An 18,245-nucleotide genomic window follows, 5' to 3' on the forward strand; every position below is an offset into this window, starting at 1 on the left:
CGGAGCGCGGGAGTTCGGCATGTTTCACGTGAAACACGCTCGCCCTGGCCGGGGTTGGCCATGGCTGCCGGAGGTGTCCTCGTGGCCTGGGGCGTCCACCGGATCCTCCCCGCGGTGCCGATGCTGACCGCCTCGGTGGTGCTGGGCATCGCGGTGGCCCATCTCCCCGGGGTGCGCACGGTCGTCCGGGGCCCCGCGCGCCCGGGGCTCTCGCTGGCCGGCCGGCGGCTGATGCGGATCGGCATCGTGCTGCTGGGGCTCGGCCTGGGCCTGGACCAGGTGCTGCGGCTGGGCTGGGCCACGGTGGCGATGGCGGCCGGCGTGGTGACCGCGACCTTCCTGGGCACCCTCTGGCTGGGCCGGCGGCTCGGGCTGCGCGGGGACCAGCCCCTGCTGATCGCGACCGGCTATGCGATCTGCGGGGCCTCGGCGATCGGGGCGGTCAGCGAGGTGTCGGGGAGCGACGAGGAGGACGTGGCGGCCTCGGTGGCCCTGGTGACCCTGTGCGGGACCCTCGCCATCGCCGTCCTTCCGCTGCTCCAGGGCCCGCTCGGGCTGTCGGACCCGGCCTTCGGCCGCTGGGTGGGGGCGAGCGTCCACGATGTCGGCCAGGTGGTGGCCACGGCCCAGACCGCCGGGCCCGGGGCGCTGGGCGAGGCGGTTCTGGTCAAACTGATGCGGGTGGCGATGCTCGCCCCGCTGGTGGCCGCGGTGGCCCTGGCCCTGCGGGCCCGGCGGCGCGGGACGCGGACCGCCTCGGGGCGCAGGCCGGCGCCGGTGCCGCTGTTCGTCGCCGGGTTCCTGGCGGCCGCGGCCCTGCGGACCACCGGCGCGGTGCCGGCGGAGGTCCTGCACTGGTCGCGTACGGCCCAGGAAGCGCTGCTGGCGGCGGCGCTCTTCGGGCTGGGGAGCGCGGTGCACCTGCCGACACTGGCCCGCACGGGCGGACGGGCCGCGCTGCTGGGGCTGGGGGCGTGGGTGGTGGTGGCCGGGGCGTCGTACGCGGGCGTGCTGCTCACCGTATGAGGGGGCCGGGGCAGGGGGCATGAGGGGCGGGCAGGACGCCGGAGGGCGCGGGGCAGGACGGCGTACCCCCGTCCTGGCCTGAACCCACCACCCCGCCATGACGCGGGCATGACAATATCGGGAAAGCCGTGTCACTCTGCCCCGGCAAGCCGATCCGCACCGACAGCACTTCATCCCCCACCCTGCCCGGACCCGACCGGTCCGGCGTGGCAGAAGGAGTCCTGCGTGAATCGACACCGCAAAGCCGCCTCCGTCCTGCTGGCGGCGGGCGCCCTGATCGCCGGCGCGCTGTCCTCCGCCACCCCCTCGGCGGCGGCCGCCGCCCCGGCGTCCTCCACCCCGCGGCAGACCGCGGGCTTCTGGACCGCCGAGCGGATGCGCGGCGCCACCCCGCTGGACGTGGACCCGGCCGCGGCCGGCCGTGCGGCCGCGACCGGCTCGCAGTCGCCGCCGGCGCGGGCGGCCGACCCGGTGACCATCGCCCCGACCGCCCCCTCCGCCGTTCCCGCCGCCTCCGCTCCGGCCTCGCCCACGGCGTTCCCGCAGGCCGGCGGCGCCTGGACGGGCGGCGGCGCGGTGGTGCGGACCTCGGGCCGGGTGTTCTTCACCTTCCAGGGCCGCACCGCCTCCTGCTCCGGCGACTCGATCACCAGCGCCAACGGCAGCACCGTGATCACCGCCGGGCACTGCGTGAAGTACCAGGGCTCCTGGCACACCGACTGGGTGTTCGTGCCGGCGTACGACAACGGCAACGCGCCCTACGGACAGTGGACGGCGACCAAGACCTTCGCCACCGACCAGTGGGCGGCGAACGAGGACATGAACAACGACGTGGGCTACGCCGTCGTGGCCCCGCAGAACGGCCGGACCCTCAGCCAGGCGGTCGGCGCCCAGGGCCTCCTCTTCAACGGTGGCTACACCAAGCGGATGTACTCCTTCGGCTTCCCGGCGGCCGCGCCCTACGACGGCACCAAGCTGGTCTACTGCAGCGGCACCAGCGGCAAGGACTTCCTGCTGACCAAGGACCACAGCCTGTCCTGCAACATGACGGGCGGCTCCAGCGGCGGCCCCTGGTTCCAGGACTTCGACGAGGCCACCGGCCTGGGCACCCAGGTCTCGGTGAACAGCTTCGGCTACACCTTCCTGCCGAACCGGATGTACGGGCCGCACTTCGGCCCGGAGGCGAAGGCGGCCTACGACAAGGCGCAGACCGCCTGACCCGCATCCGCGGGAGGCACCGGCCCCCGGAGCCCCCGGAGACCCCCCCGGACACCCCGGAAGCCCCCCGTGCCCCGGCCGCCCCGATCAGCGCGTGGCGCGATCGGGTCGGCCGGCAGTGCGGACTACCGGTGGGGTATCCGGGGCACGAGGTCCGACCGTCCGGCCACGACCTCGGCGATGTGGTCCCCGGAGACCTGGTTGTCCCCGTCCTCCACGGTGAAGTAGTCGCTGTGGCCGATCGGCCCGGTGGGAAACCTCTCCGCACCGAAGGCGGAGGAGGACGGGTCCTTGCCGAACCACACGTCGTCGTTGTCGTCGTCGAAGATGTCCCGGCCCAGGTCGACGCCGAGCTCTGCGCCCGCCTGCGCCATGCCGGGGCCGCCGGCGATGAACCCCGCGACCGCTCCGGCGAAGCCGAGCACCGAGGACGTCCCCGCCTCCTCCCTCGACGGAAGGTCGGTGATCGGGTCCTTGTCCGAGGAGCCCACGAAGACGTGCTCCCGGCCCACCTTCAGCTCCTCGGCGTCCTGGAGGCCGACCCCCGGACTGCCGACGAGCACGATGTCGTCGACGTACGGGATGCCTCCCGGCCGGTCCCGGGTGGCCTCGCCGATCACCAGCGTGCCGTACGAATGGCCGATGGCGGTGAGGTGCGGTCCGGCGTAGGTGCTGGTCGCGCCCAGACCCTCCACGAACGAATTGAAGGCCGGTGCCGCGGTCCGGGCGTTGTCCCTGTCCCCCACGTCGAGGGCGCCGTACGACGGTGTGCGGACCTGCGGGGTGTCGTAGCCGAGCCAGGCGATCGTGGACGTGGTCGAGTCCGGGTTGACCTGACCGGCCTTGATGGCGATGCCCTTGGCCCGGTTCAGGTCCCCGCTGGCGAAGCTGGTGTCCAGCCGGGTGTTGGTCCCCGGCACGTACACCCCCACGTTCTGCGAGGTGTCCGGGTTGTTGAAGGCGACGATCGCCCGGCCGCCGCCCTCCGCCCCGATGCCCAGCAGGAACATCGGGGGCACGCTGCCCTCGTTCAGCTTCTGCTGGATCCTCTCCAGGCCGGCGATCTTGGTCTCGGCGCTCGGGTCGCCGCTCGCCTCCAGCTGGAGGATCAGGGCGGGGAGGTACGCCCGGTTCGCCTCGTCACGGGCCGCCGCCGGTATGCCGTCGAGGTTGCCCACGATCTGCGGATAGAGCGCGATGTACTGGTTGCGCTGTTCCTCGGTGAGGTTCTCCCACCAGACCCTCCGCTCGTTCGGGGTCCTGTTCTGCGGGATGTCGTCGATCACGACGTCCCCGGCGGCCCACTTCAGAGCGGTCCGGTCGCCCGCGACATCGGCCCAGGTGTTCCGTGTGACGTCCAGCCCCGGCTCCGCCCTCAGCCGTGTGATCGACTGCTTGTACAGCCCATCCACGGCGCTCGCGGTCCTGAGCTCACGGGCGATCCGGACGGCCAGCTCGCGTGCCAGGGAGGCATGCGGATTCTTCCGTCTCGCCAGGTCCTCGAAGACGCTGCTGCCCATGCTCCCGCTCGACGTCCCGTCGACGGTGCCGGCGGGCTGGGGCTCGGCCCCGGGGTCCCCGGAGGTGAAGCCGGGGTAGCTGATGCTGCCGTCGTCGTGGACGACCAGCCCGGCGGTCTGGGCCTCGGCCAGGGCCTCCAGGACCCGGCGCTGGGGCCCGGTCAGCTCCTCCACGATGCCGTTCAGCGCGGTCTGGAGCATCGCGCACTCCGTGTGCACGTACTGGAAGTTGTCCTTCAGCCGGCCCAGCTGCCGGTAGGCGCCCGTCGCGGCCTCACCGTGCTGGCTGTCCCGGAGCGCATTGATCATCCGTGAGGTCACGAGGTCCCGGGCGGAGCGCGCCCGGTTGGCCGCCTCGGCCCATCCGTTCGCGGCCTCGGTCAGTTCACCGAGCCGCAGGTCCCGTAAGTCGGGCAGCGATACCATTCCCACCCCTCCCTGGTCAGTCCCGGGCGGCCGTGTGCCGGATCCGGGTGAACTGTCCGCCGATCTCCCGGTCGAGCTCCCCGAGCGTCAGGGCGACGCCCTTGAGGATCTCGCTCAGCCCGGCGCACTCGTCCCGGACGGCCTTCAGGCGGGTCTCCCACGAGTGCCGTACGCCGTCCAGCGCGAGCGCGGCGCCCAGCCCGCGCGTGTGCTCGGACAGGCCCTCGTGTGCCCGGGCGAGGCCGGTGATCGCCGCGTCGGTGCTGAACCGCAGGTCGGAGGCGGTGAGGGCCGCCGTGGTCCAGGGCTTGGGGCTGTGCTGGAGATCAGTGGTGCCGGGGCTCGCCGGCGATGTCCGCCCGACTGGTTCGGGTGCCACTTGTTGCCACTTCTCGGGAAGTTCCGCGGGCATGCGAAGGTCCACCTCTCGTCGGGGGGTCGAACGCGGATCCGGGCACAACGGCCCGACCGTACCGGCGATCGCGCCTCTCCGGACCCGGATCACCTCCCTCCGCACCCCCGGAGCCCGGTACTCTGTACCGGCCAGGTGGGTTGCCCGAGCGGCCTAAGGGAACGGTCTTGAAAACCGTCGTGGCGCGAGTCACCGTGGGTTCAAATCCCACACCCACCGCATGAGGCCGGCGAGCGTGCCGGCTCGAAGGGGTGTCCCCGACAGGGGGGCACCCCTTCGTCGTGTCCGGGGCCTGGCAGACCCTCAAGTGGAGTCGTTGCTTGTGACAAGCAACACGCGTAGATCCCTGTGTGACCGTACCAACGGTTTTGCGCCATATGGCCAATTGACATCCCGTCATGTGGACTGCCACTCTCCGCATGATCATTTTTCAGATGATCGTCATGCACGAAAAGAAAGAAGAGTGCAGTGCAGATCAAGCGCAGCATGAAGGTCGCGGTCGCCACCGGCGCCCTGATCATCGCGGGTGCCGCCCCGGCCCTGGCCACCACCGTCAACGTCAGCGGTGGCACGTGGGACTACGGCGCGGGCACCGCCACCGTCTGGTCGGACTTCTACCACGGCAGCAAGTGCCACGGCTCGACCTCGGTCGGCTCCTACATCGACAGCGACGAGGCCTCCGCGGGCTCGTGGTCGATCACCGCGGCCCCGGTGAAGCTGAGCGGCAACAAGTCGTACTACAACACCACCTGCTGATCCGGGGCCGGTCTCAGGCCCCGGCCCACTTCAGCGACGAGCCGTCCGTCCCGCGCCGCGCGGGGCGGGACGGACGGCTCTCCCCCTCCCCCCACACGAGCCGCGCTTCCGAAGTGCCCCAAGCCAGGTCGTAGATGCTGCACCGAGGTATCAAGTTCGCCCACGCCGTCGTACTGGCGTTCTCCGCGACCCTCTCCTTCCTGTTCCTCCGGAGCCTCGACGAGGACTGGGCCCTCGGGCACTCCGCCGTCGTCTGGGTGACGGACTCCGACGGCTCGGCCGGCGGCGCGCAGGTCGCCCGCGAGGTGGCCGCGTTCGCCGAGCGCAACCATGTGACGGTCGCCCGCGAGGTCCCCGACCTCAGGGCCCCCGCCGACCGGCGCCACCTCTACCTCGCGCCCGGAGGCCCGTACTCGGACTGGCTGCGGGACGGCTATCCCGAATTCAGCCGCGGCTTCACCACCGAGGTCCACCCCGTCGCCGACCTGGGGCAGCGCGACCCGCGCGGCTTCTACTACGTGTTCGGCAGCGAGGCCGCCGCCGACGCGCTGACCAGGACCTTCACCGGCCTCGGCCTGGTCGCGGCCGTCCACCAGCCCTTCTCCCTCGGTCAGCTGTCCATCGTCTACGCCGACGGCGCGCTGTACCGCTCCTTCTTCGTGGTCGCCCTCGCCATCGTGACGATGACCGGCGCGAGCGTCCTGCTCGGCGCCAAGGGCTACGGGGTGCAGCGGCTCCAGGGGAAGTCGTTCGGTCAGATCCTGCTGCGCGACATGCGGCAGCTGGCCGCCTTCTGGTCGGTCGCCGCGGCTGCCGTGTGCGCCGTGACCCTGGCGCTCCTCGGCCTCTACAACGGGCTGGCCTGGATCGGCCGGTTCGCGCTGATCGCCCTGGGCAGCACCCTCGCGCTCGGCCTCGTCGCCCTGGTCACCCACGCCGCCATGCTCTGGCTGACCTTCCAGACCGATGTGCTGCGGGCGCTCAAGGGCGAGCTGCCGGCCCGGGCCGCGTCGGTGAGCGCGTACGCCGTACGGATACCCGCGCTCGTCCTCGCGCTCGGCATCGCCACGTCCGTGGTCACCGCGGCCCAGGACGTGCTGGCCCGGCAGGAGAGCCGGGAGGCCTACGCGAGGATCGGCGAGGCCACCTCGATCCGCTTCAACGGCAGCCTGGCCAGCGACACCGCGCTGCGCGCCCTGGACGACAACGTGGGCCCCTGGCTGCGCCAGGCCGACCGCGACGGCCAGGTCGTCGTCGCCGGCCACCGCGACCTGCGGATGTCCGCGGGCATACCCGGGCTGACGGCGGGCGACCTGCTGATCGTCAACGAGACCTTCCTCGCGGAGCAGCCGCTCCTCGACCCGGCCGGGAAGCGGATCGCGCCGAAGGCCGCGGGCCGCGACCGGGTCCGGCTCCTGGTGCCGGAGAGGCTCGCGCAGCACACCGCCCGCCTCAAGGAGCTCACCCCGACCTGGCTGAGCCCGAGCGCCCCGGACAAGGTCGCCGCCGACCGGGTGACGGCCGTACCGTCGAAGGACGGACAGCGCGTCTTCACCTACAACCCGCGCGGCAAGTCGCGTACGTCGGCCAACCCCGGCGCGGACGACTCCCTGGTCACCGACCCCGTGGTCATCGTCTTCCCCAACGGTTCGCCCTACCTCAGCAACAAGGGCTACACCGGATACGCCTCCCAGCGCAGCGTCGTCTTCCACGACCCGGAGGACGTCACGGCCGGGGTCCGCAGCCGGCACCTCGAGTCCTACGTGACCGCCGTGACCCCCGTCGCCCAGGACGCCGCGCTCGAACTGCGCAAGGTGGTCGGGGAGTTCCGGCTCCAGCTGTTCAACCTGGCGGTGGCGGTCTCGGTGCTGCTGATCACCGGGGTCGGCGTCTGCATCGTCCACTCCCGGAAGAACGCGCAGGCGGTCTTCGCCCGGCACATCAGCGGCTGGACCTTCGTGGCCGTCCACCGTCCGGTCCTGCTGCTCGAAGGTCTCCTGGCCGTGCTGCTCGCCGTCTGGGTGCCCTTCCGGCTGTGGCAGCAGAACCAGGACGCCGCCCGGTACGAGGCCCTCGGCATCCCCGCGCCCCACCCGCCCGCCGAGCTCACCGGGCTCGACCTCGGCGTCACCGGTGTGCTCGTCGCCGTCGAGGTCGCGGCGGTGCTCGTGGCCCTCGCCGTGTTCCACCGCCGGATCGTCAAGGAAGGGGCGAGCGAGTCGTGACCCCCCACCCTCCCGCAGGAGTCTTCGCGTGATCGAAATCGAGAGTCTGTCCAAATCCTTCGGCCCGCGCACCCTCTGGTCCGGTCTCTCCTTCACGGTGGCGCGCCGCGAGATGCTGGCCCTCACCGGACGCAGCGGCTCCGGCAAGTCGACGCTGCTCAACTGCCTGGGACTGCTCGACGCCCCCAGCTCCGGGGCGATCCGCCACGAGGGCCGGGACATCACCCGCTTCGGCCCGCGCGCCACCCGGCACTACCGGCGCGACGTCCTCGGCTACCTCTTCCAGAACTACGCGCTGATCGAGAACGCGACCGTCGCCGCGAACCTGGAGGTCGCGATGAAGCCGCGGCGCGCCCGCAAGGGCGCCCCGACCGTCGCGGAGGCCCTGGAGCGGGTCGGACTGGGCGGCCGGGAGAAGGAAACGGTCCACCGGCTCAGCGGCGGGGAGCAGCAGCGCGTCGCCCTGGCCCGCCTCATCGTCAAGCAGCCCGCCCTCGTCCTGGCCGACGAACCCACGGGTGCGCTCGACCACGACAACACCACCCTGGTCGTCGACATCCTCCGCACGATGTGCGAGGAGGGCTGCGCCGTCGTCATCGCCACCCATGACGACGCCGTCCGCGACCGCTGTGACACGGTCCTGACCGTCGGGGACGCGACCCGCCCCGTGGCAGTGCAAGAAAGGCAGTCCGCATGAACGCCCGAGTCATCCGCCGCGCCGTCCTCGGCGCGGTCCTCCTGGCCGCCATCACGGCCTTCGCCCTCTACGGCACCCACGCCTTCACCCTCCTGGGCCGCCTGGGCCTCCATGCCCTCTGACACCGCCGCGGTCCTCCTTGCCGCGGTCCTCCTTCCCGTGCGCGGGACCGCCCGCTGACCTGGGCGTTCGGCGGAGTGCTGGGCCGGGCGGGTGGTGTTTGTCGGAAGATCGGCGCGGAAGGCGTTGATCGTCGGGTTGCATCCGCATCATGACGAATGTATGCAGATCCGCCCGTCCGAACATCGGGAAGTGAGGGGCCGTCATGGCTGGCAGCAGCAGGCTCGTGTCGATCCGGAGCGCCGTCACCGCCGTACTCGCCGCGCTCGTGGCGTTCTTCACCTCCTTCGTCTCCTTCGCCTTCGGGCCCTTCGGGGTCCTGGGGGCGGCGGCCGGCCGCAAGGCCGCCGTTCCGGGCGTGGCCGGCGGGGAGGAGGGGCTCGTGGCGGCCGGCACCGTCTACGGTGCTCCGCACGTCGTGCGGGTTCCGGCTCCGGTGCGGGTCCCGGCTCCGGTGCCGGTTCCGGCTCCCGCCCCGCTGCCGGTCCCTTCTCCCGCCGCGGCGGCCGACGAGTCGCCGGTCGGCTGTTCCGCCGCCCCGACGGGACGGGTGGGCGTGCCCCGGCAGGCGGGCGTACCGGCGCAGGGAGCCGTACCCGCACAGGCGGCCGTACGGGACCGGCGGCGGCGCCGGCGTGAGGCACTGCGCGGCGGCGGCTCGCTCCCGCCCACCCTGGCTCAGCGCATCCGGGCCGAGGCGCACGGCTCCTCCCCGGCCACCAGACGTCCGCTCTCCGGTGCCGATCTGCTGGACCTGTTCCGCTTCGACCGGATCTTCAGGCCCGTCGAACCGGAAGCCGCACCGGCGGCATAGCCCGGGGTGCGAGCCCCGGCGTGCGCCCGGGGCGCGCGGGGGGTGTGAAGCGTGCTGTTGCAGGGTCGTGGGCCCCTGGAGGTGCTGTTCCTCCGGGGCGATCGCGGCCCTTTTCGGCATGTGAGGGCCCGGTCCGTTGCCGGAACGCTTCACCCCTTGTGGGGCAGGGGTTGCCAGGGTGACAGGAGATCTGAACTGAGGCTCTGGGGGCGTGAATGAGGTTTATCCGATGTTGCTCATGCTTGCGGGGGAATAGCGCCGTCCGGGGTGGTTCGCCGGGGATTCGGTGGGCAACTCTGATCTCGCGACGTCGTCACCAACGACCGAGGCGGTCGGCCAACTGCCTTGGAATCAGCCCCACTTGTCCCACTTCGGGTCTCTGGAGGATATAGACATGGCAAGCATCCGTACCGCCCGCGTCATCGCAGCCGTCGCCGCTCTCCCGCTCGCCGTCGCCCTCTTCGGCGGCGTGGCCCAGGCCGACAACGGCTCGTTCGCGAACGACGGATCGAATGCGAGCGTCGCCAGCATCGTCGGCAGTGGTGTCGGCGGGAACAACAACGGGAACTCCGCCACCACGCAGCAGGTCGCCACCGGCTCGGGTGCGAGCAACCAGAACAACACCGCGCAGGTCAACGGCTCGGCGTTCACGGCCATCGACCAGTCGAACTCCAACGTCGAGGTGAACTTCTTCCCCTGGTGGTAGAGCACCCGATTCCCTGAACTGCTGCGAGCGCCCGTGCGACCGGACCGGCTGGGGTCCGGTAGCGCGGGCGCTCCGCCGTTCCCGTCACCCGCTTTCCGTGCTGCTGTTCCCGCTCCGCCCTTCCCGTCCTGCCGTATCCCCGGTTCCCGTTCCCTCCTTGACATCCCCGAGCGATCTGACGGACAGTCAGATTCACTCGTCCGATGCCGGGAGGCCCGTGCCGTGCACCTAGCCCCGACCGAAGGCCAGCTCCGGCTGCGCGCCGAACTGCGCGACCACTTCCGCCGCCTGATGCCGGACGGCCCGCCCCCCGCCCAGGACCCGGACGCCCAGCGCGCCCTGCTCCGCCGGATCGGCGCCGACGGCCTGCTCGGCCTCGGCTGGCCCGTCGAGTACGGCGGCCAGGGCCGCGGCCCCGACGAGCAGTTCGTCTTCTTCGACGAGGCGTACCGGGCCGGCGCCCCCGTCTCCATGGTGACCCTCAACACCGTCGGCCCGACCCTGATGAAGTACGGCACCCGGGAGCAGAAGGACTTCTTCCTCCCCCGCATCCTCCGGGGCGAGCTGGTCTTCGCCATCGGCTACTCCGAGCCCGAGGCCGGCACCGACCTCGCCGCCCTCCGCACCAGAGCCGTCCGGGACGGCACCGACTGGGTGATCGACGGGCAGAAGATCTTCACCTCCAACGCCCAGAACGCCGACTGGATCTGGCTGGCCTGCCGCACCGACCCCGGAGCCCCCAAACACAAGGGCATCTCGATCGTGCTGGTCCCGACCGACGCCCCCGGCTTCTCCTGGACCCCCATCGACACCGTCGGCGGCCTCACCACCACCGCCACGTACTACGACGCCGTCCGCGTGCCCGCCGGCCACCTGGTCGGCCCCGAGCACGGCGGCTGGGGACTGATCACCAACCAGCTCAACCACGAGCGGGTCGCCCTCGCCGCCATCGGCATGCAGGCGGAGGACTTCTACGCCGCCGCGCTCGACCGGGCCCGTACGCCCGAACCGGACACCGGGGAGCGGCCGGCCGACCGGCCCTGGGTGCAGGCCCGGCTCGCCGAGGCGCACGCCAGGCTGGCCGCCGTACGACTGCTCAACTGGCGGCTGGTCCAGGACGTCGGCGCCGGCACCCTCGCGCCCGGTGACGCCAGCGGGGTGAAGTTCCTCGGCACCGAGACCACCGTCGACGTCTACCGGATCTGCCAGGAGGTCGTCGGCGAGGAGGCCCTGGTCCGCGGCCCCGGGGGCTTCGGCGGGGGCGAGCTGGAGCGGATGAACCGGGCCGCCCAGATCAACACCTTCGGCGGCGGGGTCAGCGAGGTCCAGCGGGAGATCGTCGCGATGATGCGGCTGGGGATGAAGGGACGCAAGCGGTGAGCGACGGCCTGGAACAGCGGCGCGACGACCTGTACGAGCGGCTCCGCGCCTTCGAGGGGCGCGCCGCCGCCACCGGCGGCACCGGCAAGGACCCGGTCAACGAGCCCATGATCCGCCACTGGTGCGAGGCGATGGGCGACGCCAACCCCGCCTACACCGGACCGGACGCCATCGCCCCGCCGGCCATGCTCCAGGCGTGGACGATGGGCGGCCTGTCCGGCCACACCGACGGAACCGGCCGCTCCACGGCCTACGACGAACTCCTCTCCCTCCTCGACGGAGCCGGCTACACCTCCGTGGTCGCCACCGACTGCGAGCAGGAGTACCTCCGCCCGCTGCGCCCCGGGGACACGGTCACCTACGACGCGGTCATCGAATCCGTCTCCCCGCGCAAGACCACCAAGCTGGGCACCGGCCACTTCGTGACCACCCGCATGGACATACGCACCGCCGGCGGACGGGAGCTCGCCGGGACCCACCGCTTCCGCATCCTCAAGTACGCCCCGGCCGCACGCCCCGCCAGGCGCCCGCTCCGCCCCCGCCCCGTGATCAACCGCGACAACCGGGGCTTCTGGGACGGGGTCGCGGAACACCGGCTGCTGATCCAGCGCTGCGTCGCCTGCGCCGCCCTCCGCTTCCCCTGGCTGCCGGGCTGCAACGACTGCGGCAGCCCCGACTGGGACACCGTCGAGGCGTCCGGCGCCGGCACGGTCTTCTCCTGCGTGGTGATGCACCACCCGCCGTTCCCCGCCTTCGCCCCGCCCGGCCACGACTCCGGCGCGCCGGGGGGCGGCCCCTACGCCGTCGCGCTCGTGGAGCTCGCCGAGGGCGTCCGGATGATCAGCAACGTCACAGGTGTCCCCTACGACAAGGTGCGTATCGGCATGCCCGTCCGGCTGGAGTTCCTGCGCGTGGACGAGGAGCTCGAACTCCCCGTGTTCCGGGCGGAGGAGGACTGATGGACTTCCGTCCGACCGAGGAGCAGGCCGCGGCCGCCGGCCTCGCCGCCCGGATCTTCCGGGACCTCGCCACCCACGAGCGGCTCGCCGCCGCCGGCACCGGCAGCGACGCCGAACTGTGGAAAGCCCTGACCACCGCAGGACTGCCCGCCGCCGTACCCGACATCGGCCTGCTCGGCCTGGTCCTGCTGCTGGAGGAGCAGGGGCGCACCACCGCCCAGGTGCCGCTCGCCGCCACCTGCGCGTACGGGATCCTCGCGGTCGCCGCGCACGGCAGCGCCGAGCAGCGCGCCCGGCTGCTGCCCGCGTTCGGCGAGGGCGCGGCCGTCGCCACCGGGGCCTTCCCCGCCCGCGGGCGCATCCGGTCCGACGGTGACGGCCGGCTCACCGGCACCGTCCCGGCCGTCCCGTGGCTGCGCGACGCCACGCACGTCCTGGTGCCGGACGCCGACCGCGCGCTGTGGCTCGTACGGACCGACGCGCCCGGGGTGGCCGTCGCGGAGGTGGACACCACCGCGCCGTGGTCGGCCGGCCGGCTGACCCTGACCGGTGCGCGGGGCGAACGCCTCGGGACGGGCCCCGACGCCCACGACCAGGTGCTCCGCACCGCCCGGACCGCCTTCGCCGGACTGCAGGCCGGGGTGTGCGCCGGGTCGCTGGCCCGTGCCGTCGAGTACACCTCCACCCGCGAGCAGTTCGGCCGGCCGCTCTCCACCAACCAGGGGGTGCAACTGCGCGCCGCCGACGCCCACATGGACACCGAGGCGATCCGGGTCACGGCGTACGAGGCGGCCTGGCGCTCGGACGAGGGCCTGCCCTTCGCCGAGCACGCCCTGACCGCTGCCTGGTGGGCCTCGGAGGCGGGCAAACGGGTCGTCCACGCGGGCCAGCACCTGCACGGCGGCATGGGCGCCGACCTGGACCATCCGGTCCACCGGCACTTCCTCTGGGGACGCCAGCTGGACGCGTACCTGGGCTGCGGCAGCGAGCTGCTGGCCGAGCTTGGCGCCGTACTCGCGGACGCTCCGCACGACGCGGACGCCCCGCACGACGCGAAGGCCGCGCACGACGCGAAGGCCGCGCACACCCCGGACACCCCGCACGACGCGAAGGAGCAGCAGCGATGAACGTCGGCGACAGCCTGCCCCCGCTGGAGATACCGGTGACCCGCACGCTGATCGTCGCGGGCGCCATCGCCTCCCGCGACTACCAGGACGTGCACCACGACGCGGAACTCGCCCGGCAGAAGGGCTCCCCGGACGTCTTCATGAACATCCTGACCACCAACGGCCTGGTCGGCCGGTACGTCACCGACCACCTCGGCCCGCACGCCGTCCTCCGCAGGATGGCGATCCGGCTGGGTGCGCCCAACCACCCCGGCGACACCATGGTCCTGCGCGGCACCGTCACCGCCGTCGACGGCGGCACCGTGGAGATCCGGGTCACGGGCGCCAACGGCCTGGGCCACCACGTCACCGGCACGGTCACCGCGGACATCACCGCGGAGGTGGCGGCATGAGCGTCCGCACCCGGGACTCCCTCGGCGGCCGGGCCGCCATCGCCGGCATCGGAGCCACCGAGTTCTCCAAGGACTCCGGCCGCAGCGAACTCAAACTGGCCGTCGAGGCCGTGCACGCAGCGCTCGACGACGCCGGGCTCGGCCCCGACGACGTGGACGGCATGGTCACCTTCACCATGGACACCAGCCCCGAGATCACCGTCGCCCAGGCGGCCGGGATCGGAGAGCTGTCCTTCTTCTCCCGGATCCACTACGGCGGCGGCGCGGCCTGCGCCACCGTCCAGCAGGCGGCACTCGCCGTCGCCACCGGAGTCGCCGAGGTCGTCGTCTGCTACCGGGCCTTCAACGAGCGCTCGGGCCGCCGTTTCGGCTCCGGGGTGCAGCAGCGCGAGCCCTCGGCGGAGGGTGCGGCGCTCGGCTGGTCGCTGCCCTGGGGCCTGCTCACCCCGGCCTCCTGGGTGGCCATGGCCGCCCAGCGCTACCTGCACCACTTCGGTCTGACCCCGGACGCCTTCGGCCATGTGGCGGTCACCGCCCGGCGGCACGCCGCCAACAACCCGGCCGCGTACTTCCACGGCAAGCCCATCACCCTCGCCGACCACGCCGCCTCGCGGTGGATCGTCGAGCCGCTCCGCCTGCTCGACTGCTGCCAGGAGACCGACGGCGGACAGGCGATCGTCGTGACCACCGCCGAACGGGCCCGGGACCTGCGGCACACCCCGGCCGTGATCACCGCCGCGGCGCAGGGTGCGGGCCGCCGCCAGGAGGGCATGACCTCCTTCTACCGCGACGGCCTGACCGGCCTGCCGGAGATGGACGTGGTCGCCCGCCAGCTGTGGCGGACCTCCGGACTGCGGCCCTCGGACATCGACGTGGGCATCCTCTACGACCACTTCACCCCGTTCGTGCTCATGCAGCTGGAGGAGTTCGGCTTCTGCGCTCCGGGCGAGGCCGCCGACTTCGTCGCCGCCGGGGCGCTGCCGCTCAACACCCACGGCGGCCAGATCGGCGAGGCGTACCTGCACGGGATGAACGGCATAGCGGAAGCCGTCCGGCAGCTGCGGGGGACCTCCGTCAACCAGGTGGCGGACGCCGCACACGTCCTGGTCACGGCCGGAACCGGCGTGCCCACCTCGGGTCTGGTCCTGGGTCGCCCCTGAACGCCGCGGCCGACCCGCCCACCCCGCGGCCGACCCGCCCACCCCGCGGCCGACCCGGCTCCGGGGCGGAGCAGGACCCATCAGGAGACAGACCCCGGAGAAGTCCCCGAAAGAAGACCGGGGGGCGCGTTCCCCTCCGACTTCAGTAGGTGGGGCAGGCCCTACCCCTACAACCTGAGACGGACCCCCCTTCGGCACCTGGGGCCGATCCCAGGGGGGTGCCCCGCCTCCTAGCGTGGAGCCATGACCACGCCTGTGTGTACAGAAGCCTCGCTCCCGGCGACGTACCCGACGTTCCCGGCCTATTCGTCGTTCTCGTCGTACGTACGGACCCGCGGTACGGCCCTGATGCGCACCGCGCGCTCGCTCACCGCGAACCCCTGCGACGCCGAGGACCTGCTGCAGACGGCCCTCGCCAAGACCTATGTCGCCTGGGACCGGATCGAGGACCACCGGGCCGTCGACGGCTACGTCCGCCGCGCCCTGGTCAACACCCGCACCTCGCAGTGGCGCAAGCGCAAGGTGGACGAGTTCGTCTGCGACGAGCTGCCCGAGACCGAGGTCCCCGCGGCCACCGACCCCGCCGAGGCCCAGGCCCTGCGCGACGCGATGTGGAGGGCGGTCACCCGACTGCCCGACCGGCAGCGCGCGATGGTCGTCCTGCGTTACTACGAGGACCTCAGCGAGGCCCAGACCGCCGAGGTGCTCGGGGTCTCCGTGGGCACGGTGAAGAGCGCCGTGTCCCGGGCCATAGGCAAGCTCCGTGAGGACCCGGAGCTGAACCTGGAGTGCTTCGCGTAAGTCGCGGAGTGTTTCACGTGAAACGTCGCGTGTTTCACGTGAATCGTCGCGTGAAACAGGGTGCCGTCTGATGCGAGGAAGCGGAACGGCGCACCGGCTCGTACCCCCCGTTCATACTCCTGGGTAGTGACAGACCAATCGGTATGTGAGCAGAATCTGCACGACGGCAGAGCCGCCGCAGACCGCCGTGAAGTCGCAGCGCCCCCGGGAGGACGCTTTGCTGAGCACCATGCAGGACGTACCACTGCTCGTCAGCCGCATACTGCAGCACGGCATGACGATCCACGGCAGGTCCCGGATCACCACGTGGACCGGCGAGGCCGAGCCGCACCGGCGCACCTTCGCCGAGGCCGGCACCCGTGCGCACCAGCTCGCCCACGCCCTCCGGGACGAGCTCGGCGTCCGGCCGGACGAGCGCGTGGCCACCCTGATGTGGAACAACGCCGAGCACGTCGAGGCGTACTTCGCGATCCCGTCCATGGGCGCCGTTCTGCACACCCTCAACCTGCGGCTGCCCCCGGAGCAGCTGGTCTGGATCGTGAATCACGCGGCCGACCGGGTGGTCCTGGTCAACGGCAGCCTGCTGCCGCTGCTGGTCCCGCTGCTGCCGCACCTGCCGACGGTGGAGCACGTGGTCGTCTCCGGCCCCGGCGACCGCTCCGGCCTGGACGCGCTGCCGGTGCGGGTGCACGACTACGAGGACCTGATCGCCGGCCGCCCGACCCGCTTCGACTGGCCGGAGCTGGACGAGCGCCAGGCCGCCGCCATGTGCTACACCTCCGGCACCACCGGCGACCCCAAGGGCGTGGTCTACTCCCACCGTTCGGTCTACCTGCACTCCATGCAGGTCAACATGACCGAGTCGATGGGCCTGACCGACCGCGACACCAGCCTGATCGTGGTCCCGCAGTTCCACGTCAACGCCTGGGGCCTGCCCCACGCCACCTTCATGACCGGCATCGGCATGCTGATGCCCGACCGCTTCCTCCAGCCCGCCCCGCTCGCCGAGATGATCGAACGCGAGAAGCCCTCGCACGCGGCGGCCGTCCCCACCATCTGGCAGGGCCTGCTGGCCGAGGTCACCGCGAACCCGCGCGACCTGACCTCGATGAAGCAGGTCACCATCGGCGGCTCGGCCTGCCCGCCCGCGCTGATGGAGGCGTACGACCGGCTGGGCGTCCGGCTCTGCCACGCCTGGGGCATGACGGAGACCTCCCCGCTGGGCACCATGGCCCACCCGCCGGCCGGCCTGTCCGCCGAGGAGGAGTGGCCGTACCGGATCACCCAGGGCCGTTTCCCGGCGGGCGTCGAGGCCCGGCTGGTCGGCCCGGGCGGGGACGTCCTGCCCTGGGACGGCGAGTCCGCGGGTGAGCTGGAGGTCCGAGGGAACTGGATCGCCGCCGCCTACTTCGGCGGGGTCGGCGCGGAACCGGTGCGCCCCGAGGACAAGTTCAGCGAGGACGGCTGGCTCAAGACCGGCGACGTCGGCGTGATCACCTCGGAGGGCTTCCTCACGCTCACCGACCGCGCCAAGGACGTGATCAAGTCCGGCGGCGAGTGGATCTCCAGCGTGGAACTGGAGAACGCGCTGATGGCCCACCCCGAGATCGCCGAGGCGGCGGTCGTCGCCGTCCCCGACGAGAAGTGGGGCGAGCGGCCCCTGGCCACGGTCGTCCTCAGGGACGGCGCCACCGCCGACTACTCCGCCCTGCGCGAGTTCCTCGGCGGGACCATCGCCAAGTGGCAGCTGCCGGAGCGCTGGACGGCCGTCGACGCGGTGCCGAAGACGAGCGTCGGCAAGTTCGACAAGAAGAAGATCCGCGAACTGCACCGGCTGGGGCAGCTGGAGGTCACCACGCTCGACTAGGCCGGGCGTACGGTCCCAGCCCCGGCCGTACGATCCAGCCCCGGCCGTACGGTCTCAGCCGCGGGTCAGCCAGCCCCGCAGCAGCCTGCTGACCGCGGGCATCGCCACGTACGTCATCAGGGTGCTGAAGACGACGGTGAAGGCGGCGGTCCGCAGCACGAAGTTCAGGTCCACCAGGATCGGTCCGAGCACCGCGTTGCCCGCCAGCGAGATCGGGAAGATGGCCAGCCCCGAGCTGATCGCCATCTTCCAGCGGGGCGGCGCGGGCCGGACCGATCCGGGCTTGGCGAACCAGGTCTCCATGCCGTGCAGTTCCCGGCGGGCGATCTCGGTGTGGTGGTGGCCCTCGCAGTTCGCGAACCACACGGCCCGCTCGGGCGAGTCCTGCCACGCCTCGAACGCCGCCTGGTCCCGGAACCGGTGCACCAGGAACCACGGCGCGCCCTCGGCTGCCGGCCGGAACAGCCCGTACCCCAGGTGGTCGGGGAAGCCCGCGGCGGTGTCCAGGATGCCGCGCGCCCACGTCTCGAAGGACTCCTCGTAGCCCGGCTCCACCTGCCGGGCTATGAGGAGGGTGACCTCGCCGTTGTCGGCGGGTACGGGCTTCTCGGTGCGATCGGTGATGGCCATTCCGACAGA

The 18,245-nt window shown here is 72.3% G+C and carries 18 protein-coding genes and 1 tRNA gene; 16 read left to right on the plus strand and 3 right to left on the minus strand.

The window, feature by feature from the left end:
* Nucleotides 1-60: 60 nt before the first annotated feature.
* On the plus strand, nucleotides 61-1,026 hold the full coding sequence (locus tag AB0O36_RS09695; RefSeq protein WP_365106567.1) for a putative sulfate exporter family transporter: 966 nt from the start codon (nucleotides 61-63) through the stop codon (nucleotides 1,024-1,026).
* 225 nt (nucleotides 1,027-1,251) lie between these two features.
* On the plus strand, nucleotides 1,252-2,244 hold the full coding sequence (locus AB0O36_RS09700; RefSeq protein ID WP_365106570.1) for a peptidase: 993 nt from the start codon (nucleotides 1,252-1,254) through the stop codon (nucleotides 2,242-2,244).
* Nucleotides 2,245-2,369: 125 nt separating this feature from the next.
* Here AB0O36_RS09700 and AB0O36_RS09705 read toward each other — a convergent pair whose 3' ends face one another.
* Together AB0O36_RS09705 and AB0O36_RS09710 are read right to left on the minus strand one after the other, a co-directional pair.
* A complete protein-coding gene (locus AB0O36_RS09705; protein ID WP_365106573.1) occupies nucleotides 2,370-4,190 on the minus strand; it encodes an alpha/beta hydrolase in 1,821 nt (606 codons plus the stop codon).
* Between the two features lie 16 nt (nucleotides 4,191-4,206).
* Entirely contained in the window at nucleotides 4,207-4,602 is a 396-nt protein-coding gene (locus tag AB0O36_RS09710; RefSeq protein WP_365106574.1) for a hypothetical protein, read from the minus strand.
* Between the two features lie 134 nt (nucleotides 4,603-4,736).
* Between AB0O36_RS09710 and AB0O36_RS09715 the strand changes: the two genes are divergently transcribed.
* The 14 genes from AB0O36_RS09715 to AB0O36_RS09780 all read left to right on the plus strand — a co-directional run bounded on the left by AB0O36_RS09715 (nucleotide 4,737) and on the right by AB0O36_RS09780 (nucleotide 17,606).
* Nucleotides 4,737-4,821, plus strand: a tRNA-Ser gene (locus AB0O36_RS09715).
* 249 nt (nucleotides 4,822-5,070) lie between these two features.
* On the plus strand, nucleotides 5,071-5,358 hold the full coding sequence (locus AB0O36_RS09720; RefSeq protein ID WP_365106577.1) for a lactococcin 972 family bacteriocin: 288 nt from the start codon (nucleotides 5,071-5,073) through the stop codon (nucleotides 5,356-5,358).
* 134 nt (nucleotides 5,359-5,492) lie between these two features.
* Nucleotides 5,493-7,583: a hypothetical protein gene (locus AB0O36_RS09725; protein ID WP_365106579.1), complete on the plus strand. Its 2,091-nt coding sequence runs from the start codon at nucleotides 5,493-5,495 to the stop codon at nucleotides 7,581-7,583.
* Nucleotides 7,584-7,611: 28 nt separating this feature from the next.
* Nucleotides 7,612-8,280 (plus strand): ATP-binding cassette domain-containing protein, encoded by a 669-nt coding sequence (locus AB0O36_RS09730; protein WP_365106582.1) that lies wholly within the window; start codon nucleotides 7,612-7,614, stop codon nucleotides 8,278-8,280.
* On the plus strand, nucleotides 8,277-8,402 hold the full coding sequence (locus AB0O36_RS09735) for a hypothetical protein (RefSeq protein WP_365106585.1): 126 nt from the start codon (nucleotides 8,277-8,279) through the stop codon (nucleotides 8,400-8,402). Before AB0O36_RS09730 ends, AB0O36_RS09735 begins: the two co-directional genes overlap by 4 nt.
* Before the next feature lie 203 nt (nucleotides 8,403-8,605).
* Complete coding sequence (locus AB0O36_RS09740; RefSeq protein WP_365106588.1) at nucleotides 8,606-9,214, plus strand: DUF6344 domain-containing protein; 609 nt, start codon at nucleotides 8,606-8,608, stop codon at nucleotides 9,212-9,214.
* Nucleotides 9,215-9,608: 394 nt separating this feature from the next.
* Nucleotides 9,609-9,920: a hypothetical protein gene (locus AB0O36_RS09745; protein ID WP_365106590.1), complete on the plus strand. Its 312-nt coding sequence runs from the start codon at nucleotides 9,609-9,611 to the stop codon at nucleotides 9,918-9,920.
* A gap of 222 nt (nucleotides 9,921-10,142) precedes the next feature.
* Entirely contained in the window at nucleotides 10,143-11,300 is a 1,158-nt protein-coding gene (locus AB0O36_RS09750) for an acyl-CoA dehydrogenase family protein (protein ID WP_365106593.1), read from the plus strand.
* The gene (locus tag AB0O36_RS09755; RefSeq protein WP_365106596.1) at nucleotides 11,297-12,259 is read left to right on the plus strand and encodes an OB-fold domain-containing protein; all 963 of its coding nucleotides are present in this window, start codon (nucleotides 11,297-11,299) and stop codon (nucleotides 12,257-12,259) included. The genes AB0O36_RS09750 and AB0O36_RS09755 overlap by 4 nt, the downstream gene beginning before the upstream one ends.
* Nucleotides 12,259-13,386: an acyl-CoA dehydrogenase family protein gene (locus AB0O36_RS09760; protein ID WP_365106599.1), complete on the plus strand. Its 1,128-nt coding sequence runs from the start codon at nucleotides 12,259-12,261 to the stop codon at nucleotides 13,384-13,386. Before AB0O36_RS09755 ends, AB0O36_RS09760 begins: the two co-directional genes overlap by 1 nt.
* Nucleotides 13,383-13,778: a MaoC family dehydratase gene (locus AB0O36_RS09765; protein WP_365106602.1), complete on the plus strand. Its 396-nt coding sequence runs from the start codon at nucleotides 13,383-13,385 to the stop codon at nucleotides 13,776-13,778. Before AB0O36_RS09760 ends, AB0O36_RS09765 begins: the two co-directional genes overlap by 4 nt.
* Entirely contained in the window at nucleotides 13,775-14,938 is a 1,164-nt protein-coding gene (locus tag AB0O36_RS09770; protein ID WP_365106605.1) for a lipid-transfer protein, read from the plus strand. Before AB0O36_RS09765 ends, AB0O36_RS09770 begins: the two co-directional genes overlap by 4 nt.
* Nucleotides 14,939-15,181: 243 nt before the next feature.
* Nucleotides 15,182-15,739: a SigE family RNA polymerase sigma factor gene (locus AB0O36_RS09775; protein WP_365106607.1), complete on the plus strand. Its 558-nt coding sequence runs from the start codon at nucleotides 15,182-15,184 to the stop codon at nucleotides 15,737-15,739.
* Between the two features lie 217 nt (nucleotides 15,740-15,956).
* Nucleotides 15,957-17,606: a long-chain fatty acid--CoA ligase gene (locus AB0O36_RS09780; protein ID WP_365106916.1), complete on the plus strand. Its 1,650-nt coding sequence runs from the start codon at nucleotides 15,957-15,959 to the stop codon at nucleotides 17,604-17,606.
* A 54-nt stretch (nucleotides 17,607-17,660) separates the two neighbouring features.
* On the opposite strand, the gene AB0O36_RS09785 is transcribed toward AB0O36_RS09780, so the two are convergent.
* On the minus strand, nucleotides 17,661-18,236 hold the full coding sequence (locus tag AB0O36_RS09785; RefSeq protein ID WP_365106610.1) for an antibiotic biosynthesis monooxygenase: 576 nt from the start codon (nucleotides 18,234-18,236) through the stop codon (nucleotides 17,661-17,663).
* Nucleotides 18,237-18,245: the final 9 nt, after the last annotated feature.

The sequence above is a fragment of the Streptomyces sp. NPDC089799 genome, assembly GCF_040684755.1.
GTDB lineage: Bacteria > Actinomycetota > Actinomycetes > Streptomycetales > Streptomycetaceae > Streptomyces.